At 57.2% G+C, this 20,421-nt stretch carries 7 protein-coding genes and 2 pseudogenes; 6 read left to right on the forward strand and 3 right to left on the reverse strand.

Going from position 1 to position 20,421, the window contains the following annotated elements:
* Positions 1 to 10: 10 nt before the first annotated feature.
* Positions 11 to 12,850 (forward strand): hemagglutinin repeat-containing protein, encoded by a 12,840-nt coding sequence (locus OC605_RS23710; RefSeq protein ID WP_262139846.1) that lies wholly within the window; start codon positions 11 to 13, stop codon positions 12,848 to 12,850.
* Positions 12,847 to 13,341 (forward strand): hypothetical protein, encoded by a 495-nt coding sequence (locus OC605_RS23715; RefSeq protein WP_133336492.1) that lies wholly within the window; start codon positions 12,847 to 12,849, stop codon positions 13,339 to 13,341. Before OC605_RS23710 ends, OC605_RS23715 begins: the two co-directional genes overlap by 4 nt.
* 8 nt (positions 13,342 to 13,349) lie before the next feature.
* Here the strand turns inward: OC605_RS23715 and OC605_RS23720 are convergent, their stop codons facing one another.
* On the reverse strand, positions 13,350 to 13,952 hold the full coding sequence (locus tag OC605_RS23720) for a DUF4291 domain-containing protein (RefSeq protein ID WP_133336490.1): 603 nt from the start codon (positions 13,950 to 13,952) through the stop codon (positions 13,350 to 13,352).
* 90 nt (positions 13,953 to 14,042) lie between these two features.
* On the opposite strand from OC605_RS23720, the gene OC605_RS23725 reads away from it, so the two are divergent.
* On the forward strand, positions 14,043 to 14,594 hold the full coding sequence (locus OC605_RS23725) for a hypothetical protein (protein WP_262139849.1): 552 nt from the start codon (positions 14,043 to 14,045) through the stop codon (positions 14,592 to 14,594).
* A 54-nt stretch (positions 14,595 to 14,648) separates the two neighbouring features.
* On the opposite strand, the gene OC605_RS23730 is transcribed toward OC605_RS23725, so the two are convergent.
* Positions 14,649 to 15,692: an LLM class flavin-dependent oxidoreductase gene (locus tag OC605_RS23730; protein ID WP_110603706.1), complete on the reverse strand. Its 1,044-nt coding sequence runs from the start codon at positions 15,690 to 15,692 to the stop codon at positions 14,649 to 14,651.
* Between the two features lie 359 nt (positions 15,693 to 16,051).
* Between OC605_RS23730 and OC605_RS28270 the strand changes: the two are divergent.
* Together OC605_RS28270 and OC605_RS28275 are read left to right on the forward strand one after the other, a co-directional pair.
* Positions 16,052 to 16,936: pseudogene (locus OC605_RS28270) on the forward strand (cache domain-containing protein); the annotation flags it as partial.
* Positions 16,937 to 17,242: 306 nt separating this feature from the next.
* Positions 17,243 to 17,842: pseudogene (locus OC605_RS28275) on the forward strand (methyl-accepting chemotaxis protein); the annotation flags it as partial.
* Positions 17,843 to 17,982: 140 nt separating this feature from the next.
* On the opposite strand, the gene OC605_RS23740 reads toward OC605_RS28275, so the two are convergent.
* A complete protein-coding gene (locus OC605_RS23740) occupies positions 17,983 to 18,468 on the reverse strand; it encodes a flavin reductase family protein (protein WP_016775037.1) in 486 nt (161 codons plus the stop codon).
* Positions 18,469 to 18,791: 323 nt separating this feature from the next.
* On the opposite strand from OC605_RS23740, the gene OC605_RS23745 reads away from it, so the two are divergent.
* Positions 18,792 to 20,198, forward strand: coding sequence for a purine-cytosine permease family protein (locus OC605_RS23745; RefSeq protein WP_262139852.1), 1,407 nt, complete (start codon positions 18,792 to 18,794; stop codon positions 20,196 to 20,198).
* The last annotated feature ends 223 nt before the right edge of the window (positions 20,199 to 20,421 follow it).

Here is a 20,421-nt window from a genome sequence, read left to right on the forward strand (position 1 = left end):
GGTTATTGACATGGACGTTCGCCAGTTTGCCTTCCTCGCAGATCAGCCGAGTGCGGTCGTTAAAAACCGTGAGTTGTTCCTCGGCATGCCCAAGCGCGGACTGGCCTTCCTGCTGGCCAACGTCATGTTCTGGCAACCGCTGTGGGCGCAGGCCGACGGCATCGTCGTGGCCAACCCGAATACCACGCTGGACCGTGCCGGCAACGGCGTGCCGATCGTCAACATCGCCACGCCCAACGCCAGTGGCCTGTCGCACAACCAGTTCCTCGATTACAACGTCGGCGCACAAGGCGTCATCCTCAACAACGGCGCGACTCAAACTTCGAACACGCAACTGGGCGGCCACGTCATTGGCAACCCGAATCTGAAGAACAGCGGTTCGGCGCGGGCGATTCTCAACGAAGTCATCAGCGCCAACCCGAGTCAGTTGCGCGGTTACACCGAAGTAGCCGGGCAGTCGGCGCGGGTCATCGTCGCCAACCCCTACGGCATCACCTGCAATGGCTGCGGTTTCATCAACGCACCTCGAGTGACGCTGACTACCGGTAAACCAGTGCTGGAAAACGGTCGGCTGGATCGCTTTCAGGTCGATCAAGGCAGCGTGGCTATCGAAGGCGCGGGCATCAACGCAACCAATATCGACCGCTTCGAAATCATCACCCGCAGCGCCAAGATCAATGCGCAGATCCAGGCACAGAACCTGACCATCGTCGCCGGTCGCAACGACGTCAACGCCGACACACTCAATGCCACCGCCCGCGCCGACGACGGCAGCGCCAAACCGCAACTGGCCATCGACTCCTCGGCACTCGGCGGCATGTATGCCGGAGCGATCAAACTGGTCGGCACCGAGGCCGGGGTCGGGGTGAAACTCGACGGCAAACTGATCGCCAGCGGCGGCGATATTCAGCTCGATGCGAACGGGCATCTGAGCCTGGCCGACACCTCGGCCACCGGCGCGGTCACCGTCAAAGCTGCCAGCCTCGACGCGCAAGCTCCGATTTACGCCGGCACGTCGCTCAACGTGCAAACCCAAGGCAACCTGACCAACCGCCAGACCCTCGCGGCCCGCGACAGCGTAGTGCTCAGCGCCGGTGGGCAACTGACCAATGCCGGCGCCATTGAAGCCGGCGTCAATGCTGACGGCAGCCGTAACAGCAACGGTGATTTGAGCCTGAGCGCACAGGCCATCAACAACAGCGGCAAAGACCTCACCGCCAGCCGCAACCTGACGGTCAACGCAACGCAGATTCTGAACAATCAAAGCGGCACGCTCAGCGCGCAAAACATCAGCATCAGCGGCGGCATGCTCGACAACCGTAGCGGGCAGATGCTCGGTGATCTGGGCCTGAACATCGACCTGAGCGGGGCGGTGGACAACCGTGATGGCGTTCTTGGTTCGGGGCGTTTGGTCAATCTCAAAGCCGCGAGTCTGGACAACCGCGAGGCCGGTGCGGTGGTCAGCGATGGCAGCCTGACGGCGCGCATCAGTGGCACCCTCGACAACCGCAACAAAGGTGACATCTCGGCCAAAGGCGCCCTTGATCTGCAGGCCGGCACGTTGCTCAACAGCGACGGCAAAGTCATCGGTAAAAACACGCTGGCCGTGCGCGGCGACGCGGTCGACAACCGGGGCGGTGTGATCCAGGCCGACCAGCAACTGAGCCTGAACGTCGCGCAACTGGATAACCGCGAAAAAGGTGTGATCAGCGGCAAACAAGGCCTTACCTATGTGGGCACTCGTCTGGACAACAGCGGTGGGCTGCTCAGCGCAGCCGGCGCGGTCAATCTTACCGCCGCAGAGATCCAAAACGCTGCCGGGCGCATTGCCAGCCAAAGCGACTTGCTGGCAACCATCGGCCTGCTGCAGCAACAGGGCGGCGAACTGGTCGCGCAAGGCAATCTGAGCCTGAGCGGCAGGTCCCTCGACAATCGTAACGGCGGTCTAGTAGGCGCCACAAAAGCGCTTAAACTGAAGGTCGACGATGTCGATAACCGTGCTGGCGAAATCTCCAGCGCGGTCGATGTCGCGGTTGAAGGGCAAAGCCTGAACAACAGTGACAGCGGCAAGATTCTCGCCGGGACCACTTTGGGCCTGACCGTGACCCGCGTCATCAACCAGGCCAAGGGACAGTTGTTCAGCCAGGGCGCCACAACGCTGCTCGGGCTGATAGTGGACAACAGCGGTGGCAGCCTCGTCAGCCAGCAGAGTCTGGATATTCGTCTCGACAATGCCCTGAGCAACATCGAAGGCCTGATCAGCAGTGAAGGCAAACTGACGGTCAATTCGGCCAGTCTCGACAACACACGCGGTCATGTGTCGAGTGCCGGTGCACTGACGCTGACCACCACGGGCAGCCTGAACAATCAGGCCGGCTCGATCGCCACCGACCAAGGTCTGGTCATCAACTCGCAAAGTATTGATAACAGCCAGAAGGGCTTGATCAGCGGCAAAAACGCCACCGCTGTCACCACCGGTGTTTTCGACAATACTTCGGGCGGCAGCTTGATCAGCGGCGACACTCTGGACCTTAATGCGACGCAAGTGAGCAACGGCGTCGGCAGCCGAATCGCCAGCGAGAAGGCACTGACCGCCACGGTCACCGGGTTCGATCAGCAGGGTGGCCAGTTGTTCAGCAAAACCGCGCTGAGCCTCGACCTCAGTCACGGCCAGTTGAACAACCAGAACGGTCTGATCAACGCCCCCGTGCTGGTGCTGAAAAACCTCAAGGACATCAACAACCAGGGCGGTGAAATCTCCAGCGCCCAGGCCTTCACACTGACTGCGCAAAACCTTGATAACAGCAACAACGGCAAGCTGATCAGCAATCAGGGCCTGACCCTGCGCATCGAGCAACTGCTGGCCAGCGTCAAGGGCCTGATCTCCGCGCAAACCGTCGATATCAGCAGTGCCCGCCTGAATAATGGCTCTGGCATGATCTCCAGCCGTGGCACTCTCGGGGTGACCGTGGACGGTCAACTGCTCAACCAGAGCGGCACTTTGATCGCTGATGGCGAGCTGAATCTGAGCGCTGACAGCGTGGACAACAGCGATGGTCATATCGCCGGGAAAACCGATGTCATCGCCAATGTCGGTACCCTCAACAACCAGCACGGTGAACTGGTCGCCACCGCAGACCTGACGCTATCCGGCGCCAGTCTCGATAACCGCAACGGCGGACTGGTCGGCGCCAACGACGCGCTGCAACTGAATGTCAGCTCCGTCGATAACCGTGGTGGCGAGCTATCCAGCAAGGCCGACGTGACACTGGTCGGCGTCCGTCTGGACAACAGCGACGGCGGCAAACTGATCGCCCAGGGCACGTTGACCCTGAAAGTTGCTGAAGTGCTCAACCGGGCCAAGGGCGTGTTGTCGGGCAAGACCGGTCTGACGTTGACCGGGCACTCCTTGGACGGCAACGCCGGTGTGTTGCTGAGCCAGAACGATTTGAAGCTCGATCTCACCGGCGATCTGGACAACAGCCAGGGCCTGATCAGCGCCGAAGGAGCGCTAGTCGTCAGCGCCGCGAACCTGATCAACAATCTCGGCAGTTTCTCCGTTGGCGGGCCGCTGACGTTAACCATCACGGGTATGGTGCTCAACCGCGAAGGGAAGATCGTCACCGATGCCAGCCTTACCCTCGACAGTGCCAGTCTCGACAACAGCAAAAGCGGCGTCATCAGCGGAATAGGTCCGGTGCTGGTGCAGACCGGTACGTTGGATAACAGCCACAACGGCAAGTTGAACAGCGGCGACACGCTGAATCTCAAAGCCACCCAATTGACCAACCAGGACGGCGGCCGGATTGCCAGCAGCGCTGCCCTGACCGCCAACGTCAGCGGTCTGGATCAGCAGGGCGGCCAGTTGTTCAGCAATACCTCGCTGGAGCTGGACCTCAATCACGGTCAACTGAATAACCAGAACGGCCTGATCGGCGCACCGTTGCTGATGCTGAAAAATCTTCAGGACGTCGATAACGACGGCGGCGAAATCTCGAGTACTCAAGCGTTCACCGTGGAGGCGCGAAGCGTCGATAACAGCAACGGCAAGTTGCTCAGCAATCAGGCGGTGACGTTGCGCATCGACCAGGCGCTAAGCAATCTCAAGGGCTTGATCGCCGCCGCCGCGCTGGACATCAAAGCCGCCAGTCTGAACAACAGCGGCGGTACTTTGACCAGCCGCGCAAACCTTGATCTGAATCTCGACGGCTTGCTCACTAACCAGAGCTTGGGATTGATCAACGCCACCACTGGCCTGACCATCAACAGCAATGGCCTGAACAACCAGAACGGCTCGCTGTTGGGCAGCGCAATCGCCATCGATTTTGGTGCGGCGACTGCTGACCTGAACAACGACGGCGGCCTGATCACCACCGAAGGCCAGCTGAGCCTTCAGCATCTGCGCGACCTGAGCAACCGCAACGGCAAGATCTCCAGCAGCCGAAGCATCGACCTGAATACTCGCAGCTTCGATAACAGCGGCGGCAAGCTGATCAGCAATAATCTGCTCAGCGTCAACGCCGGCGCCGTGATCAACCAGAACGGCCTGATTTCCGGTTTGCAAGGGCTGACCGTCAACGCGGCCAGCCTCGACAACCGTAACGTGGGCACACTCTCAAGCGCTGACGGCAACCTCAGCGTGACCTTGAGCGGGGACTTGCTCAACAGCGGCAAGGGGGCCCTGGTCACCCAGAAAACCCTTAGTGTCAATGCCGCGAATCTGGACAACAGCAGCGGCGGCTTACTCTCCAGCGGTGGTGCGCAAACCCTCACCGTCGGAGGTCTGCTGAATAACGCTGCGGGTGGTTTGATCGCCACCGATGCGACCCTGGCTCTGCAAGCCATCACCCTCGGCAACGCTGGCGGCATCGTCAATGCCAAACAAGACCTGAGCTTCACCGGAACCACGCTGGATAACACCGGCGGCAGTCTTGTCGGTAGCGCCGCGGTGACCCTTGATCTGCTCGGTGCCCTGACCAACACCAACGGCAAACTGGCCAGTGGCGGCGCGCTGTTGCTGCAGCGCTCGACCCAGGTCAACAACCAGGGCGGACAATTGGCCAGTCAGGGTCTGATGACTCTGCTCAGCGGCGGCCTCGACAACCGTAATCGCGGCACTGTCGCCGCCAATGGCCTGCTGACGATCACCACACCGGGCGCCGTCCAGAACAGCGCCGATGGCTTGATTTACAGCCAGACTGGTGATGTGCAACTGCACGCCGCCAGCCTCGCCAACGGCAAAGGCACCGTGCAAAGCCAGGGCGCGCTGAGCGTTGTCACCGCTGGCGACATCGATAACCAGAGCGGTCGGATCATCGCCACCAACGGCGACCTGACCATTGATGCCGGCCATCTCGATAGCCGTGGCGGTGTTCTCGCCAGCCTGCAAGCTGCGTTCACTGCACGCCTGAGCGGTGTGCTGAAAAATGGCTACGACCTGAACAACAACCGTCAGGGCGGCGTTATCCAGGCCAAGCGCCTGAACCTCAATGCCTTGATGTCAATCGACAACTACGGCGGACGGATCTCCGCGCAAAACGGCGACGCCATCGTCGTCACCGGCAACTTCGATAACCGCAATGGCGGGCTCTACGCCAAAGGCAAAATCAACGTCACCGGCAACAATTTCGACAACAGCGGCGACAACGACGGGCAGATTGCCGGCCAGCAGATCGACCTTAATCTGACTGGTGCGCTGAACAACCGTCTGGGCATCATCGAGAGCGACAGCACTTTGGCGATCAAGGCCGCGAGCCTCGACAACCAGACGGGCCAGTTGCGTGCGTTGGGCACCAGCGGCAAAACCGCCTTCCAGATCGGCGGCCTGTTTGACAACCGCAACGGTACGCTGGAAACCGCCAACACCGACCTCACGCTCGGCGCCGCTGGTTTCCTCAATGCCGGGGGCAGCCTGTTGCATGTCGGTACTGGTACCTTCGACATCTCCACCAACAACGTGATCAACGCTGGCGGCACGCTGGTGACCCGTGGCGGTTTGACCATCAGCACTGACACCTGGACCAACAGCAGCTCGATTCAGGCCGGACGCCTGACCGTCAACGTCAACAACCTGACCCAGACCGCCAGCGGGCAGTTGCTGGCCTCCAACAGCTTCATCGGCAACGGCGTCAACTGGAACAACGAAGGGTTGCTGGCCAGTGATGGCAGCCTGAATGTCGGCTTGAGCTCGGCTTATTGGGGCACCGGTCGTCTCACTAGCCAGGGCGACTTCGGTCTGAATGCTGCGCAAGTCAGCTTGACTACCGCCACTTCCAGCATCGCCGGTGGCGGCCAGACCACGATCAATGTCGGTGGCCAACTGGATAACGCCGGTCGACTGACCTCCGGCGCGGGCCTGACCATCAATGCCAGCGGCGTGCGCAATTACGGCACCACCGCTGCCGCCGGTGACCTGACCCTCACCACCGGTAACCTGGTCAACGCCAGCGGGCTGATCTTCAGCGGCAAGAACATGTCGCTGCGGGTCGCCGATTTGAACAACAGCTACGGCAACGTTTACAGCCTCGGCAACCTGACGATCGATCGCGACGGCAGGGGCGGGTGGGCCAACTCCATCGTCAACCGTTCCGCGTTGATGCAAAGCGACGGCAGCATGACCATCGCGGCGAGTTCGATCCAGAACATCCGTGACGTGCTCACGGTCGACAACGCCGGCATTTACACCGCGCGCATCGGTGAAATCACCTGCATTGAAGGAGTCAACGCCGGTGACTGCAGCGGCAAGCAGAACCACGTATGGGAGATCGTGCAACGCGAAAAGCTCGAGGTCACCGCAACGAGTGCCGCGTCCAGCATCACCGCTGGGAGCGACCTCACTTTCAATGGCGGCGATCTGTTCAACCAGAGCAGCACTATCGCCACCGCAGGGAACCTCACTGCAAACGTTGCTAACCTGACTAACAGTGGCGTGGAAACCGGTGAAACCGAAAACACCCGCGTCTTCATTTCCGAGCGCACCAGCAACGCGGGCGGCTTGTACAGAGCCGCCAGCGCCTTCACCAATCAGTTTTGGTATGAAAGCAACGGCTACGATGCCAGTAACCTGGGAGGGCTTCAGGGTGGCATCGCCCATTTCATCGGCATGACTGAGTCGGAACTGACGGGACTGGGCAGCACTCGTAAAATCGCTGGCAGCGACCAGAGCTACGCGGCGGTGATCCAGGCCGCAGGCGCGGTCAACATCACCGCGCAAAACAACATTGATAACAGCGTGGTGCGCCCGGGTTACACCTATATCGGCAGCGGCCCGCGCACCGGCACCGGGGCTGGTGGCAGCCAGTTTTCCACGCGGGTAACGGTTAATCAGCAACTGCCTCCAAACCTGGCGCAGCAGCAGGTCAACCCGGTGGTGTTGCCTGGCTTTGCGCTGCCAACCGGGCAGAACGGTTTGTTCCGTCTCAGCGGCCAGGAAAACACCGCGCCGGTCGCGACCGGCCCGCAGAGCTGGACCATGGGCGGTGCAGTCGTCAATCCGAGCCAGCGTGATCAAGTGTTGCCAAACGTGCAGACGCGCAACATTCTGCTAACCAATAATGCTTCGGCCTCGGCCAGCAGCGTCAATCTGAGCCCGGTCGATCGTCACGCCCAGCAACAGGGTGCCGGTGCCAGCGTAATCGACGTCAGCGCCCCGGCTACGGACACTGGCGGCGCGACGCTGCCGGGCCGTTCCACAGCGTTCACGATCAATCGCGTGCAGGGCGTGCCGCTCAGCAGTGGCCAGTCCAGACCGCAAAAATACCTGGTTGAGACCAACCCGGTGCTGACCGACCTCAAGCAGTTCATGAGCTCGGACTACCTGCTGGCCAACCTCGGTTACGACCCCGATCAAAGCGCCAAGCGTCTCGGCGACGGCTTTTACGAACAGACCTTGATCCAGCAAGCCGTGGTCGCTCGTACCGGCCAGCGGTTCATCGATGGTCAGACGTCCAACGACGGCCTGTTCAAGTACCTGATGGACAACGCGCTCGCGAGCAAAAACGAGCTCAATCTGGCGGTGGGCGTCAGCCTGACCTCTGAACAAGTCGCGGCGCTGACCCACGACATCGTCTGGATGGAAACCGCCGAAGTGAACGGCGAACAAGTGCTGGTGCCAGTGCTGTATCTGGCCAACGCCAACAATCGCCTGGCCCCTAACGGCGCCCTGATCCAGGGCAGTGATGTGACCCTGATCGCCGGGAAGGATCTGAACAACGTCGGCACCTTGAAGGCCAACAACAACCTATCGGTCACCGCCACAAACGATCTGGTCAACAGCGGCCTGATCGAGGCGGGAAATCGTCTCGACCTGCTGGCTGGCAATAACCTGATCAACAAATCCGGCGGGGTGGTTGCCGGTAAAGAAGTTTCGTTGACGGCCACTCGTGGCGACATCATCAACGAACGCACCGTCACCACCCACGAGAGCGACAGCGGCTACCGCAGTGAGCGTAGCGACTTTGTCGACAGTGCTGCGCGTATCGAGGCCGCCAACAATCTGACCATCAAGGCTGGACAGGACTTCAACAACACCGGTGGCGTGCTGAAAAGCGGCCTGGACACCACGATCAGTGCCGGGCGCGACGTCAACCTCGTGTCGGCGGAGCAAGTCTCCGGCGGCCAACGTGGTTTGCACACGGAACAGACGATTACTCAATATGGTTCGCCCATTAATGCCGGTCAGGATCTGAAGGTGAACGCCGGCCGGGATATCTCTGCCGTTGCGAGCCAGATCGAGGCCAAGCGCGATGTCAGCATGAGCGCCGTGGGTGACCTGACCCTGGCCTCGGCGGCGGATGAAGAGCATTCCTACACCAAGACCAAAAAGGTGAAGAGTCAGGAGGATCATGTCAGCCAGGTATCCACGATGCTGGCAGCGGGTGGTGTTGTTTCACTTAATGCTGGCAAAGATTTAAGCCTTATTGCCAGTCGGGTAAACGCGGGGGATGAGGCCTACTTGACTGCTGGCGCCAATTTGGCGCTCCAGTCGGCGGAGGATAGCGATTACAGCTTTTACAGCAAGACCAAGAAAAGCTCTTCCGGTAAGAAAAGTCGCCTCGACGAAGTAGCGAGCACCACCAATATCGCCAGTTCGGTGACTTCAGGTGGCGACATTACGCTGCTCGCTAACAATGACATGCTCATTAAAGGTAGCGAAGTTGCGTCTGATAAAGGTGGCGTAAAACTGGTTGCAAGCAACGACATACAAATCGTTGCAGTCAGTGATTCACAAAGTGTCCGTCACGAAAGCAGTTCCAGCAAGAGTAGCTGGGGTGGCTTGAAGTCAAGCAAGGTCAAGGATCAGGTTTCCGAACAGCAAACTACTGCAGTGGGCAGCATGATCTCCGGTAATACCGTAGATGTGGTTGCCAACCGCGACGTGACGATCACTGGTTCAGCTCTGGTGAGTACAGGAGATCTTGCAGTTCAGGCTGGTCGTGACCTGACTATCAACGCTGCGGAAAATACGTTCACCCGTAACGAATTGCATAAGGAAAAGAATCGTGACCTGACCGGTGTACTCACCGCAAATAATTTGGGCGTTGATGACATCACCGGTAATCAGCATCTGTCCATCAGCAGCCAGAACCACACTGGGCAGTCATCCCAGACTACCTTGACTGGCAGCACTATTGGTTCCAGTACCGGTAACGTCAAACTTTCCAGTGGCCGTGAACTGAGCGTAATTGCAAGTGACTTGGTCAGCACCAAGAACATGAGTCTGGTTGGTTCTAAGGTGATCATTACGGCCGGGATGGAAAGTGCAAGTCAAAGCAGCACGGACAAATCCAACAGCCTTGGGGTCGGGCGGGTCATCGGTGGCATGATCGTTGATACCGTCAATACCATTCGGAATTCGGTCGAAGCTGCTAAAAACGCAGATGATCCAAGACTCAAAGCGGTGAAGCTGGCTCAGGCGGCTATGGCGCTCAATGATCTGGGAGGCATGGGCGCGGATGCCGAAGGTGCAGGCTCCGATTATGGGAAAAAACAGGGTACCGCCAGTAATGGTTCTCTGATCAAAATTGGCACTGAGCTGGCTAATACGCATAGTAAAAGCACCAGCGAATATAACAGTCAGACTGCTAAGCAAAGCACGATCAATGCGGGCCAAGGCCTTTTAATCCTTGCCGATGGCAGTACTCCAGGAACATCGGGTGATATTCATATCATCGGGAGCACGTTGAAGGCTGCTGATACTGTACTGCTGGCCAAGAACAACATCACGTTGGAAAGTGCGCAGAATACTGCAGACTGGTCCAATAACAATAGCAACAATAAAACCGCTATTGGTGCGAGTTTTAACTTGGGTGAACAGAACGGATTCACCCTCGATCTAGGCGCATCCATCGCCCAGAGCAAGGGGACCGGGAGTTCGGTTACTCAAGTCAATACGACTCTGGATACCGGTTCTTTAACTCTGCATAGTGGGAATGATACAACCCTGGCAGGCGCGCAGGTTCGAGCCGACGGTATCCGAGCGCTGGTTGAAGGCAATCTCAACATTACTTCACGGCAGGACACCGAAACTCAGCAGAGTAAGCAGGGTAGTGCCGGTATTGGCGGAAGTATCTGTATCCCTCCATTCTGTTATGGCGCACCTGTGACCGTTTCCGGAAACCTTGCTGCTGGCAATATGAACAGCGACTACAAGGCGGTAACAGATCAGAGCGGTCTTTTCGCCGGCAAGGATGGTTACGATATTTCTGTTGGTAAAAACACCACCCTGCAAGGTGCGGTCATTGCGAGCGAGGCAACGACGGACAAGAACCTACTTAGCACTGATCGGCTATTTGTAAGTGATATCAAAAATACCAGTGAGATCAGTGCGCAGTCAGCTGGAATTTCAGTGTCCTATGGCGGTAAGAACGGTACAACTGTTGGCGGAAGTGTCCCTCTATCGCTTGATGATTCTGACCATAGCAGCACTCGTAGCGCTGTAAGTGAAGGCACCATCATCGTGCGTAACGCGGCGGGTGCAAACGATCTAGTTGGCTTGAATCGCGACACTGTGAATGCAAATCAGATCCTGGATAAGCCAGATCAAAAAGCGATTCAAGAGCGGATTGATTTAATTCAAAGCACCGTTGCGCTATCGAAAAATATTATCGGCAAAGTAGCAAATGCTCAGCAGCAAGCAGCGATTGACAAAGCTAAGTTAGCGACCACTGAGGAGGAACGTCAAGCCGCTCTTGCTGATTACAACAGTTGGGGTGTGGGTGGTAACAAGCGCTTTATGGCAGATATCGCTGCTGGCGTGATCGCTGCCGGCCTGGGGAGTGTAGGGGGAGCGACAACACTGGGCCTTGTTGCCAATACAACCGCAGCAGATACCTACAAGAAGATCGGTGATTACGCCGATCAGCAATTAGCTGATGCAACGCGCAGCAAGGACAAAAACCTCCAGGCCGCATGGGCTGAAGGGGGGACTGCGCGCATCTTATTGCATAGTTTAGCGGGCGCTTTACAAGGCTTGTCCAGTGGCTCTGCGGTAAATGGTGCTCTTAGTGCAGGTGCATCGGCGGCAATCATGCCGGCATTGGATGAAGTGCTGAAAAGTTACGGTATCGGACTGGAAAGTCGTGATGCGTTCGACACATTGATTGCTGCGGGCTTGGGCGCGGCAATCGGAGGGGGCGGTACAATTGCCCAAATGGGTGGCGCAACCACTGCTGCCAATATTGAAAAATACAATCGTCAATTTCACCCTACCGAAGCAAGGTTAATTGAGAAAGAAGCGCCAAAACTTGCTGCTCAACTTGGTATCTCTGTATCTGAGGCTGAGCAACGGATGGCGCGTGCTTTTGCGTTTTATACGGATGCTCAGTGGCAAAAAACAATTGGTGGTGCCGACGGCCAATTTGACGCAGCTACATTAGAACATCTTGGAACTGCTCTCGCGCCGCTGGCGGGACGTTATGACACCGTCACCTCAGTGCTTGAGAACGGAAACAAGGCTTATACCGCCGATGAAACGCTGAATCTCATAAAGAACTACAACGTAGCTCATTCGGCAGACTTTAAAAACTCAGATATCAACATCGGCTATCTGGGGGATCCAGACAGGTTTGATACCAACAGCCTGGTCGATTTTTACAACCTGAATCTGGATTATCGCGAGAAAAAACCTGGCGCATTTGATTCTGTAACGGGTGGAGTTGTCGGCGGCGCCTTGAGTGTCTGGGACGGCTTACGATCAATGGCGTCAGTGGGTAATGAGCTTTTATCCGGCAATGCTTTAGGCGTCGCAAACAGTTTTCTAGATCCTTTTGTTGATCCAGACGACTCCATGGTTTCCAATTGGTTAACCACCAAAAGCGGTCAAGATTTTGTATTCGGTTTGCAGAACAACAGCTATCAGAAAGCTCTGCAATCAGGACAAAATGTTGTCGACCTTGCTACGCTCATCATCCCAGGCCCCGGTGAGGCTGTAGGTTTTGGAAAAATAACCAAAACCTCTCAGATAGGTGGGAAATTAGTAGATGAGGAGATTTTCTTTCGAGCTATGAGTCAAGAACATTACGACGACTTGATTTCGACTGGGAAGCTACCGGCGACCGGAGAAACCTTCATATCGCCGACGAAAGATTTTTCGCTCAATTATGATGGAGTGCTTGTGAAATTTGATCTCTGGCCAGGTGCAGTTGACGCGCTTTCTGGAATAGGGGTGCGAGACCAATCAAAAGTGGTTCGGAATATTTACCCCGACATGCCGTTGTCTACTTCCGGTTGGACGATGACTAATGCCTATTTTAAAGGTGAGGGTGGGCAGGTAAATATTGGCTTAGGTAAGGGGGCCGCGTTGGATATGTTTAACTATTATATAAAGTCATTCTCGGAGGCTAAACGATGAATCATGAGCAGCAGGATCTGATTATCGATTTGGTGTCAAAAAAAATTTCCAAGGAAAGATTGGTTCAGATATTTTTTGGGGGCGAAATTCCTGATGGATATCTCCGTCGTGAGTTGGAAGCTTCGCTCGAAATTAAAGATTCTGATAATGTTGAATGCCTGCTGATATTCGGTTCTGTTTTTGGATTTACACAGGATTGTGCTGATATTTTATGTCGCCTGTTAATTCAGGATTGGCACACCAGTCATGAAAATATTGCTAGGGAATTGAAGGTGTTTAAATACCCTGGCGCGGTTGATTATTTATTTAAAGCAGCACTGACTCACTACCAGTACATTGCTTCCGATTACGCGCTTGGAGTTAAATGCATTTACGCGCTATATGAAATAGGTACGGACAATGCACGGGAAAAACTACAGTTGTTGATCGAGGTCGACGTTCCTGAAATGTCCGAACTTGCAGCGCGATTGCTAAATTCCATGAAAAAGTAAGGTGTAGGTTAGAAGTCACTCGTTGCTGCATTATAGGGTTTTTCGATTGGGGTAAGCTCTTTGGCTTTTTCAATCTCGCCCTTTAGCAGCAACTCGTGAATGTCATGAGCAAGTGGAGTGACATCGCTTATGTTCTGGATCCATTCGTTGACATAAAGCTCGACGGCTTTTCCGCTCAGGCCTATCTGAATGGCGCGGCTTATCTGCGCTTTGAGATGTATGTCTCGATCTGGGTCCCACTGAATTCGGACGGGTGTATTTTTTTTCAGTTTTAGCCATTCTTCCTCACTCATGGAATCTTCCGGATGGCTGAGACAGCTATGGGCCAGTGCCCACTCAAACCCATCTCGTGAAATATCGATGGCCAAAATTCGAGACTGTCTTGTGTCCTTCAAGCCCCATCCCGACCGATACATCATCCACAGGAAGGATGGCTTTATCCATGTCATCCGCTCCATTTTGAAAGGCGGGGAAACAAAGGTGCCGTGATGTAGCGCGGCATCGGCAATGACATCAGAATAAGCTTGGTAAACACGGATGGTGTTCGCATTGTATAAGCCGCGAATTTGGCGGATTGGTGTGATATTTGAATTCGCTAGCTGATTCAGCATTTTCATACCCTAAGCTAAATGACGCGTAAATGTTCGATGTCCTAGCGTTTGGCTTTTATTACCTAGACATCCCTCGGAGGGCCTTCATACATGAAACTGTCTCGACTGCTGCTGTCTATTATTCTCACATTAACCGGCTGCCATTCCAACGTCAGGGACTCTTCCCCCAGTCTTTTAAAGGATGGCATCCAACTTCAGCAAAAAAAAGTCACCACGGATGAACAACACGCCAAAGTCATCATGAAAGCGACAGGTTACACGTACCCTGTCGAGTTCTCGGTCCGCCGTGCTGCAGATCTCGATCGGCGAATGGAAGTGCTGGGTACTGTGGTGGATTCCGGGCGGGGCAAGGTGTTCGGCTGGATCGCCAAAGTTAGCGAAGCGGCCAATAGCGCCACGTTCAAACACTTCCCTCAGTTGGAAACGCAAGCCAATGCCGACGAACCCTTCGAGGTGTCGGGGCGTTCCAACGGCATGGGTACCGGCAACACTTATAGCTGCGGGCCGCTGAGCAGTACCTTTACGCCGGAGCGAAGCAAGGTCTACCTGGTCGAGTTTCAGTTTGTTGGGCGGGGTTGCGAGCAGCGTGTTTACGATGTCACCCAACCGGGCCACCGCACTCCTGTGATCTCTAAAAACTAAAGCCCCGGACAAGTCCGGGGCTTTTTAGTGGGTCAGAGACCGTCCGCCGAGTAATCAGCGAAACGCCGGCACCACATCCCTGATAAACAACTCCAGCGATTTCTTCTTCTCCTCATGCGGCAGGCTGTTGTCACACCAGAAGCTGAACTCATCCACCCCCAGTTCCTGGTAGTACTTGATCCGCGGAATGATCTCTTCCGGCGTGCCGATCATCGCGGTCTTGTGCAGACTCTCCAGTTCAAACTCCGGACGTCCGGCAAACTTCTCTTCCGGACTCGGCGCGAGGAAGCCATTGACTGGTGTTTGCTTGTTGCCAAACCACGCATCGAACGTGCGATAGAAACGTGAGATGGCTTTCGCGCCGACCTTCCAGCCGTCCGGGTTATCAGCGGTGTGCACGTGGGTGTGACGCAGCACCATCAATTGTGGGCGCGGTACGTCTGGGTTGTTGTCCAGTGCGGTCTGGAATTTGTTCTTCAGGTCAAGGACTTCTTCGTCGCCTTTCATCAATGGCGTGACCATGACGTTGCAGCCGTTGGCCACGGCGAAGTTGTGCGAGTCGGGGTCGCGGGCGGCGATCCACATGGGTGGGTTGGGTTTCTGGATCGGCTTCGGCACGCTGGTGGAGGTGGGGAATTTCCAGATGTCACCGTCGTGGGCGTAGTCGCCTTGCCACAGGGCGCGGACCACCGGGACCATTTCGCGCAGGGCCTGGCCACCGCTCGAGGCGGGCATGCCGCCGGCCATGCGGTCGAATTCGACTTGATAGGCGCCGCGCGCGAGGCCGACTTCCATGCGGCCGTTGCTGATCACGTCGAGCAGGGCGCATTCGCCGGCGACGCGCAGCGGGTGCCAGAACGGCGCGATGATGGTGCCGGCGCCGAGGTGGATGGTCGTGGTTTTCGCTGCGAGGTAGGCCAGCAGCGGCATCGGGCTTGGGGAGATGGTGTATTCCATGGCGTGGTGTTCGCCGATCCACACGGTGCTGAAACCGCCAGCCTCGGCCATCAGCGTCAGTTCGGTAAGGTCTTCGAACAGTTGGCGGTGGCTGACGCTTTCGTCCCAGCGTTCCATGTGTACGAACAGGGAAAATTTCATGACGCTACCTCGAGTCTTTTGTAATTGGCCGGTCGTGTGCGGGCCTGTCGAACTGACGTGAACGCGTTGCGCTCGCGAGTCTTCTCACCATTCAGGCACGCCTTCGAGGACGGCTGTTCGGTTGATTGAATATTGGTATACCATAATACGGAATATCCGCAAAATATTTCTGACCGACACTTCGTACAAGGAAGGCGCAAGCAATGAACATAAAACAAAAACTGACTCTGGCGTTTGCGGTAATCGCCAGCCTGCCGGTGTTACTGGTGGCAGCGCTGATCATCCTCAATGTCCGCGAGGGCGCGCGCGACACCTTTACCGACAGCACCGGGCGCGAAGTGCGTCAGGTGGAAAACGCCATGCAGCTGTTTTTCGAGGGCATCAGCCAGAACGTTGCCTATCTGGCCGAGCATCCGCAACTGCAGAGCATCGACACCAGCCTCAAACGCTACCTGAGCAGCGACGCCGCGCAAGTGCCGATGGGGCCGCAGGATCAACAGCTGTTCAAGCTGTTCGACGGGTTGGCGAAAGCGCATCCGGCCTATACCTATCTGTCCGTCGGCACCGAGCAGGGCGGTTATCTGTTCTGGCCGGGCGATGCGAAGTTGGCGAACTACGATCCGCGCACCCGGCCCTGGTACAAAACCGCGATGGCCAATCCCGGCAAAACCCTGCGCACCGAGGCCTATTACTGGGCGGCGGATGACGTGGTGCTGGTGAGCACCGTGCGCAGTTTCAACAACCAGTTGGGCAGCAATGCTGGCGTGGTCAACATCGATGTATCGCTCAAGCAATTGACCGACCTGGTCAAGCAGATTCGCCTCGGCGAGAGCGGTTATCTGATGTTGATGGAAGCCAACAACACCGTGCTGGTCGACCCGAGCGATCCGGCGCACAACTTCAAGAAACTCAGCGATCTCGGCGACGGTTATCAGCAACTGGCCGAGGCGGGCAAAGGCCTGGTCGAGGTGCAACTGGCCGGCGAGGATTACATGGCGCTGGTCTGGCCGTCGCAGGCGTTGGGCTGGCGGTTTGTCGGCTTGGTGAAGGCGAGCGAAGTGATGGCGGGGGCGACGCGTTTGACCTGGCTGATCGGCGCAATCGCTGTGGTTTGCGCGTTGCTGTTTGCGATGGCTGGCGCGTGGTTCGCCGGACTGATGGTCAAGCCGATTCGTGGTGTCGCCAGCGGACTCGAAGGCATCGCGCAAGGCGAGGGCGATCTGACTGCGCGACTGGAAGTACGCGGGCAGGACGAAACCGCGCAACTGGCGGGCTGGTTCAACCAGTTTCTTGAAGCGATTCGCACACTGATTCAACGCATCGGCCAAGCGGCAGGGCAGATTCACAGCAGCTCTGGCAGCGCCACCGAAGTCTCGGCGGAAATGGCCGACGTCGCTTCGCGTCAGCGTGAGGCGGTGGACATGGTGTCGACGGCGTTTCACGAAATGGTCGCCACTTCCAACGAGGTTGCGCGTTCGTGCAGTCAGGCGGCCGACTCGGCAGACAACGGTCAGCGTCAGGCTCACACCGGGCAGCAGCAGATCGACGCGGCGGTGAGTAACGTCGGGCGCCTGAGTCAGGAGATCGGCCACAGCGCCGAGTCGATGCAGCAACTGGAGCAGGACAGCAACGACATCCAGTCGATTCTCGGCACGATTCGCTCGATTGCCGAGCAGACCAATCTGCTCGCGCTCAACGCCGCCATTGAGGCCGCGCGCGCCGGTGAACAGGGCAGGGGCTTTGCCGTGGTCGCCGATGAAGTTCGCGCGCTGGCCAAACGCACGTCGGACTCGACCGGTGAGATTGACGCATTGCTCGGCAATCTGGCACGGCGCACCCATCAGATGGGCAAGCAGATGCATGCCAGCCTTGAGGTGTCACAGGAAACCGTGGTGTCGATCAACGAGGCGCGGGCGAGTTTTGAATTGATCCGTGAATCGGTCGACGTGATCCGCGACATGAACACGCAGATCGCCACAGCGGCGGAGGAACAGCATCAAGTGGCGGAGGACATCAATCGGCACATCAGCCAGATTCATGGTGATGCGCAGTTGGTGGCGAGCCTCGCGGATTCAACTCGCCAGGATGCGCAGAACCTGACGGCGTTGTCGCAGACATTGAATCAGTTGGTGAGCCGGTTTAGGACCTGAGACGGACGCCCAGGCAACACCAAAACCTGTGGGAGCGAGCCTGCTCGCGAAGGCGTCGGTTCAGTCAAAAATGTAACAACTGACCCATCGCTTTCGGGAGCAGGCTCGCTCCCACATGGGATATCCGAGATCTGATGAAATCACGCCACAACCGGTAACGCACCCATCTTGCCGTGGCAATACACCAGCGGTCCGGCGACTTGCTCGGGGACGATCAGGTTCTTCACTGCGCCGACCATGATCGCGTGGTCGCCACCTTCGTATTCACGCCACAACTCGCACTCGATCACCGCCGTCGCATTGGCGAGGATCGGGTTGCCCAGTTCGCTCAACGTCCACTCGATGCCCTGCGCCTTGTCCTTGCCTTTGCGGGCGAAGGCATAGGCCTCGCTTTGCTGCACGCTGGACAACAGGTGAATCGCAAAGCGTTTGTTCTTGATCAGCACGGGATAGGAGTCGGAGCTGTAGTTGGGGCAGAACAGCACCAGCGCCGGGTCCATCGACAGCGAGCTGAACGCGCTGGCGGTCAGGCCGACGATCTGGCCGTCGTCGTCCAGCGTGGTGATGACGGTGACGCCGGACGGGAACGAGCCCATGACTTGTTTGTAAATGGCAGCATCGATCATTGGGTGGTCCTCGGGTGGTGTGACGCGGTTTTTATGGTTTGTAGGTCTGATGGTATACCGTAATACATATCTTGCAAGAGCTTTTCTGGTGAACCGATAAACGTCCCGCTTTCGTCGGAAACTCAGTGTTTACGGGGCTTTCAGCTAGCCGGTCAGGGGTGGGATCAGCGAGGATAGCGGATCAGACAGCGACAGAATCAGCGGATCAGGCTTGTGCAAAGTCTGGAATACCATAATATGGTCTGCATCTGAGGGGCGACCCAAGAGTCCTCCCGGTTTGGCTTCATACAAAGATAAAAACAGACAAACTCGAGTTCATGCATATGTCCCAGATGTCCCGGCAAGATCCGTTGATCGAGAATCATACGGTCGATTACGTCCCACTCGCGGAACGCCACGGGAAGGCCCGCGATCTGTTCACTCTTTGGTTCAGCACCAACATTGCGCCACTGCCCATCGTCACCGGCGCCATGGTGGTCCAGGTGTTCCATCTGAATCTGTTCTGGGGGCTGCTGGCGATTGCGCTGGGGCACATGATCGGCGGCGTGGTGATTGCGCTGGCCTCGGCCCAGGGCCCACGCATGGGCATTCCGCAAATGGTCCAGAGTCGCGGTCAGTTCGGCCGCTATGGCGCGCTGCTGATCGTGTTTTTCGCGGCGCTCATCTACATCGGTTTCTTCATTTCCAACATCGTGCTCGCGGGCAAATCCATCGTCGGCATTGCGCCGTCACTGCCAGCGCCGCTGAGCATTTTGATCGGCGCCCTGGCCGCCACGGCGATCGGTGTGATCGGCTACAACTTCATCCATACGCTCAACCGCATCGGCACTTGGGTGATGGGTGGCGCGTTGCTGGCCGGGTTCATCTACATCTTCGCCCATGACTTGCCGGCGGACTTCCTGACGCGCGGCAGTTTCAATCTCTCCGGCTGGCTGGCGACGGTGTCGCTGGGGATCATCTGGCAGATCAGCTTCTCGCCGTACGTCTCCGACTATTCGCGTTATCTGCCAGCAGACATCGGTATCGCCAAACCCTTCTGGGCGACGTATCTGGGCGCGACGCTGGGCACGATTCTGTCTTTCAGTTTTGGCGCGGTGGCGGTGCTGGCGACGCCGGAAGGCACTGAAGCGATGGCAGCGGTCAAGCAGTCCACCGGTTGGCTGGGGCCGATTCTGATGGTGCTGTTTCTGCTCAACATCATCAGCCACAACGCGCTCAATCTGTACGGCGCGGTGTTGTCGATCATCACCTCGATTCAGACCTTCGCCAGCCAGTGGACGCCGAGCATCAAGGTGCGCGTGGTGCTGTCGAGCGTGATTCTGGCCGGATGCTGCGTGGTCGCCCTCGGTGCTTCGGCGGATTTCATTTCCGAATTCATCGGACTGATTCTGGCGCTGTTGCTGGTGCTGGTGCCGTGGGCGTCGATCAACCTGATCGACTTCTACCTGATCAAGCGCGGCAACTACGACATTGCCTCGATCTTCCGCGCTGACGGCGGCATTTACGGGCGCTTCAACCTGCACGCGATCATTGCCTACTTCATCGGCATCATCGTGCAGCTGCCGTTTGCCAACACCTCGCTGTATGTCGGGCCGTACGCCAATCTCGTCGAAGGTGCCGACCTGTCGTGGCTGGTTGGCCTGGTGGTCACCGTGCCGTTGTATTACTGCCTGGCAACTCGCGGTCAGGCGCAGCAGAGCAGGGCGGCCAGACTCGGCTATACCGACTGATCCCAACGGCAACACAGCAATGCCCGGCCCAGCGCCGGGCATTTTTGTTTGCGCATTTCAGCGGTCAAGCAAATTGGCCATATCGATCCCCTTTTGGCCTGCCGCCTACTGTCATCGCGCTACGCTGTCAGCAAGAATCGAAACCATAACAACAGGCTCGACCTTTTTTGCCCTTGGCTATCGTTACAGCCACTGCCGTGTACAGAACATAAAAACCATCGAT

Origin of the sequence: Pseudomonas sp. Marseille-Q5117 (assembly GCF_946901175.1) — a bacterium.
GTDB lineage: Bacteria > Pseudomonadota > Gammaproteobacteria > Pseudomonadales > Pseudomonadaceae > Aquipseudomonas > Aquipseudomonas iranensis.

Bases quoted from the DNA above. Each gene is read 5' to 3' on its own strand.
- OC605_RS23745 (WP_262139852.1), top strand. From the start codon at position 18,792: ATGTCCCAGATGTCCCGGCAAGATCCGTTGATCGAGAATCATACGGTC.
- OC605_RS23720 (WP_133336490.1), bottom strand. From the start codon at position 13,952: ATGCTGAATCAGCTAGCGAATTCAAATATCACACCAATCCGCCAAATT.
- OC605_RS23710 (WP_262139846.1), top strand. From the start codon at position 11: ATGGACGTTCGCCAGTTTGCCTTCCTCGCAGATCAGCCGAGTGCGGTC.
- OC605_RS23715 (WP_133336492.1), top strand. From the start codon at position 12,847: ATGAATCATGAGCAGCAGGATCTGATTATCGATTTGGTGTCAAAAAAA.
- OC605_RS23740 (WP_016775037.1), bottom strand. From the start codon at position 18,468: ATGATCGATGCTGCCATTTACAAACAAGTCATGGGCTCGTTCCCGTCC.
- OC605_RS23730 (WP_110603706.1), bottom strand. From the start codon at position 15,692: ATGAAATTTTCCCTGTTCGTACACATGGAACGCTGGGACGAAAGCGTC.
- OC605_RS23725 (WP_262139849.1), top strand. From the start codon at position 14,043: ATGAAACTGTCTCGACTGCTGCTGTCTATTATTCTCACATTAACCGGC.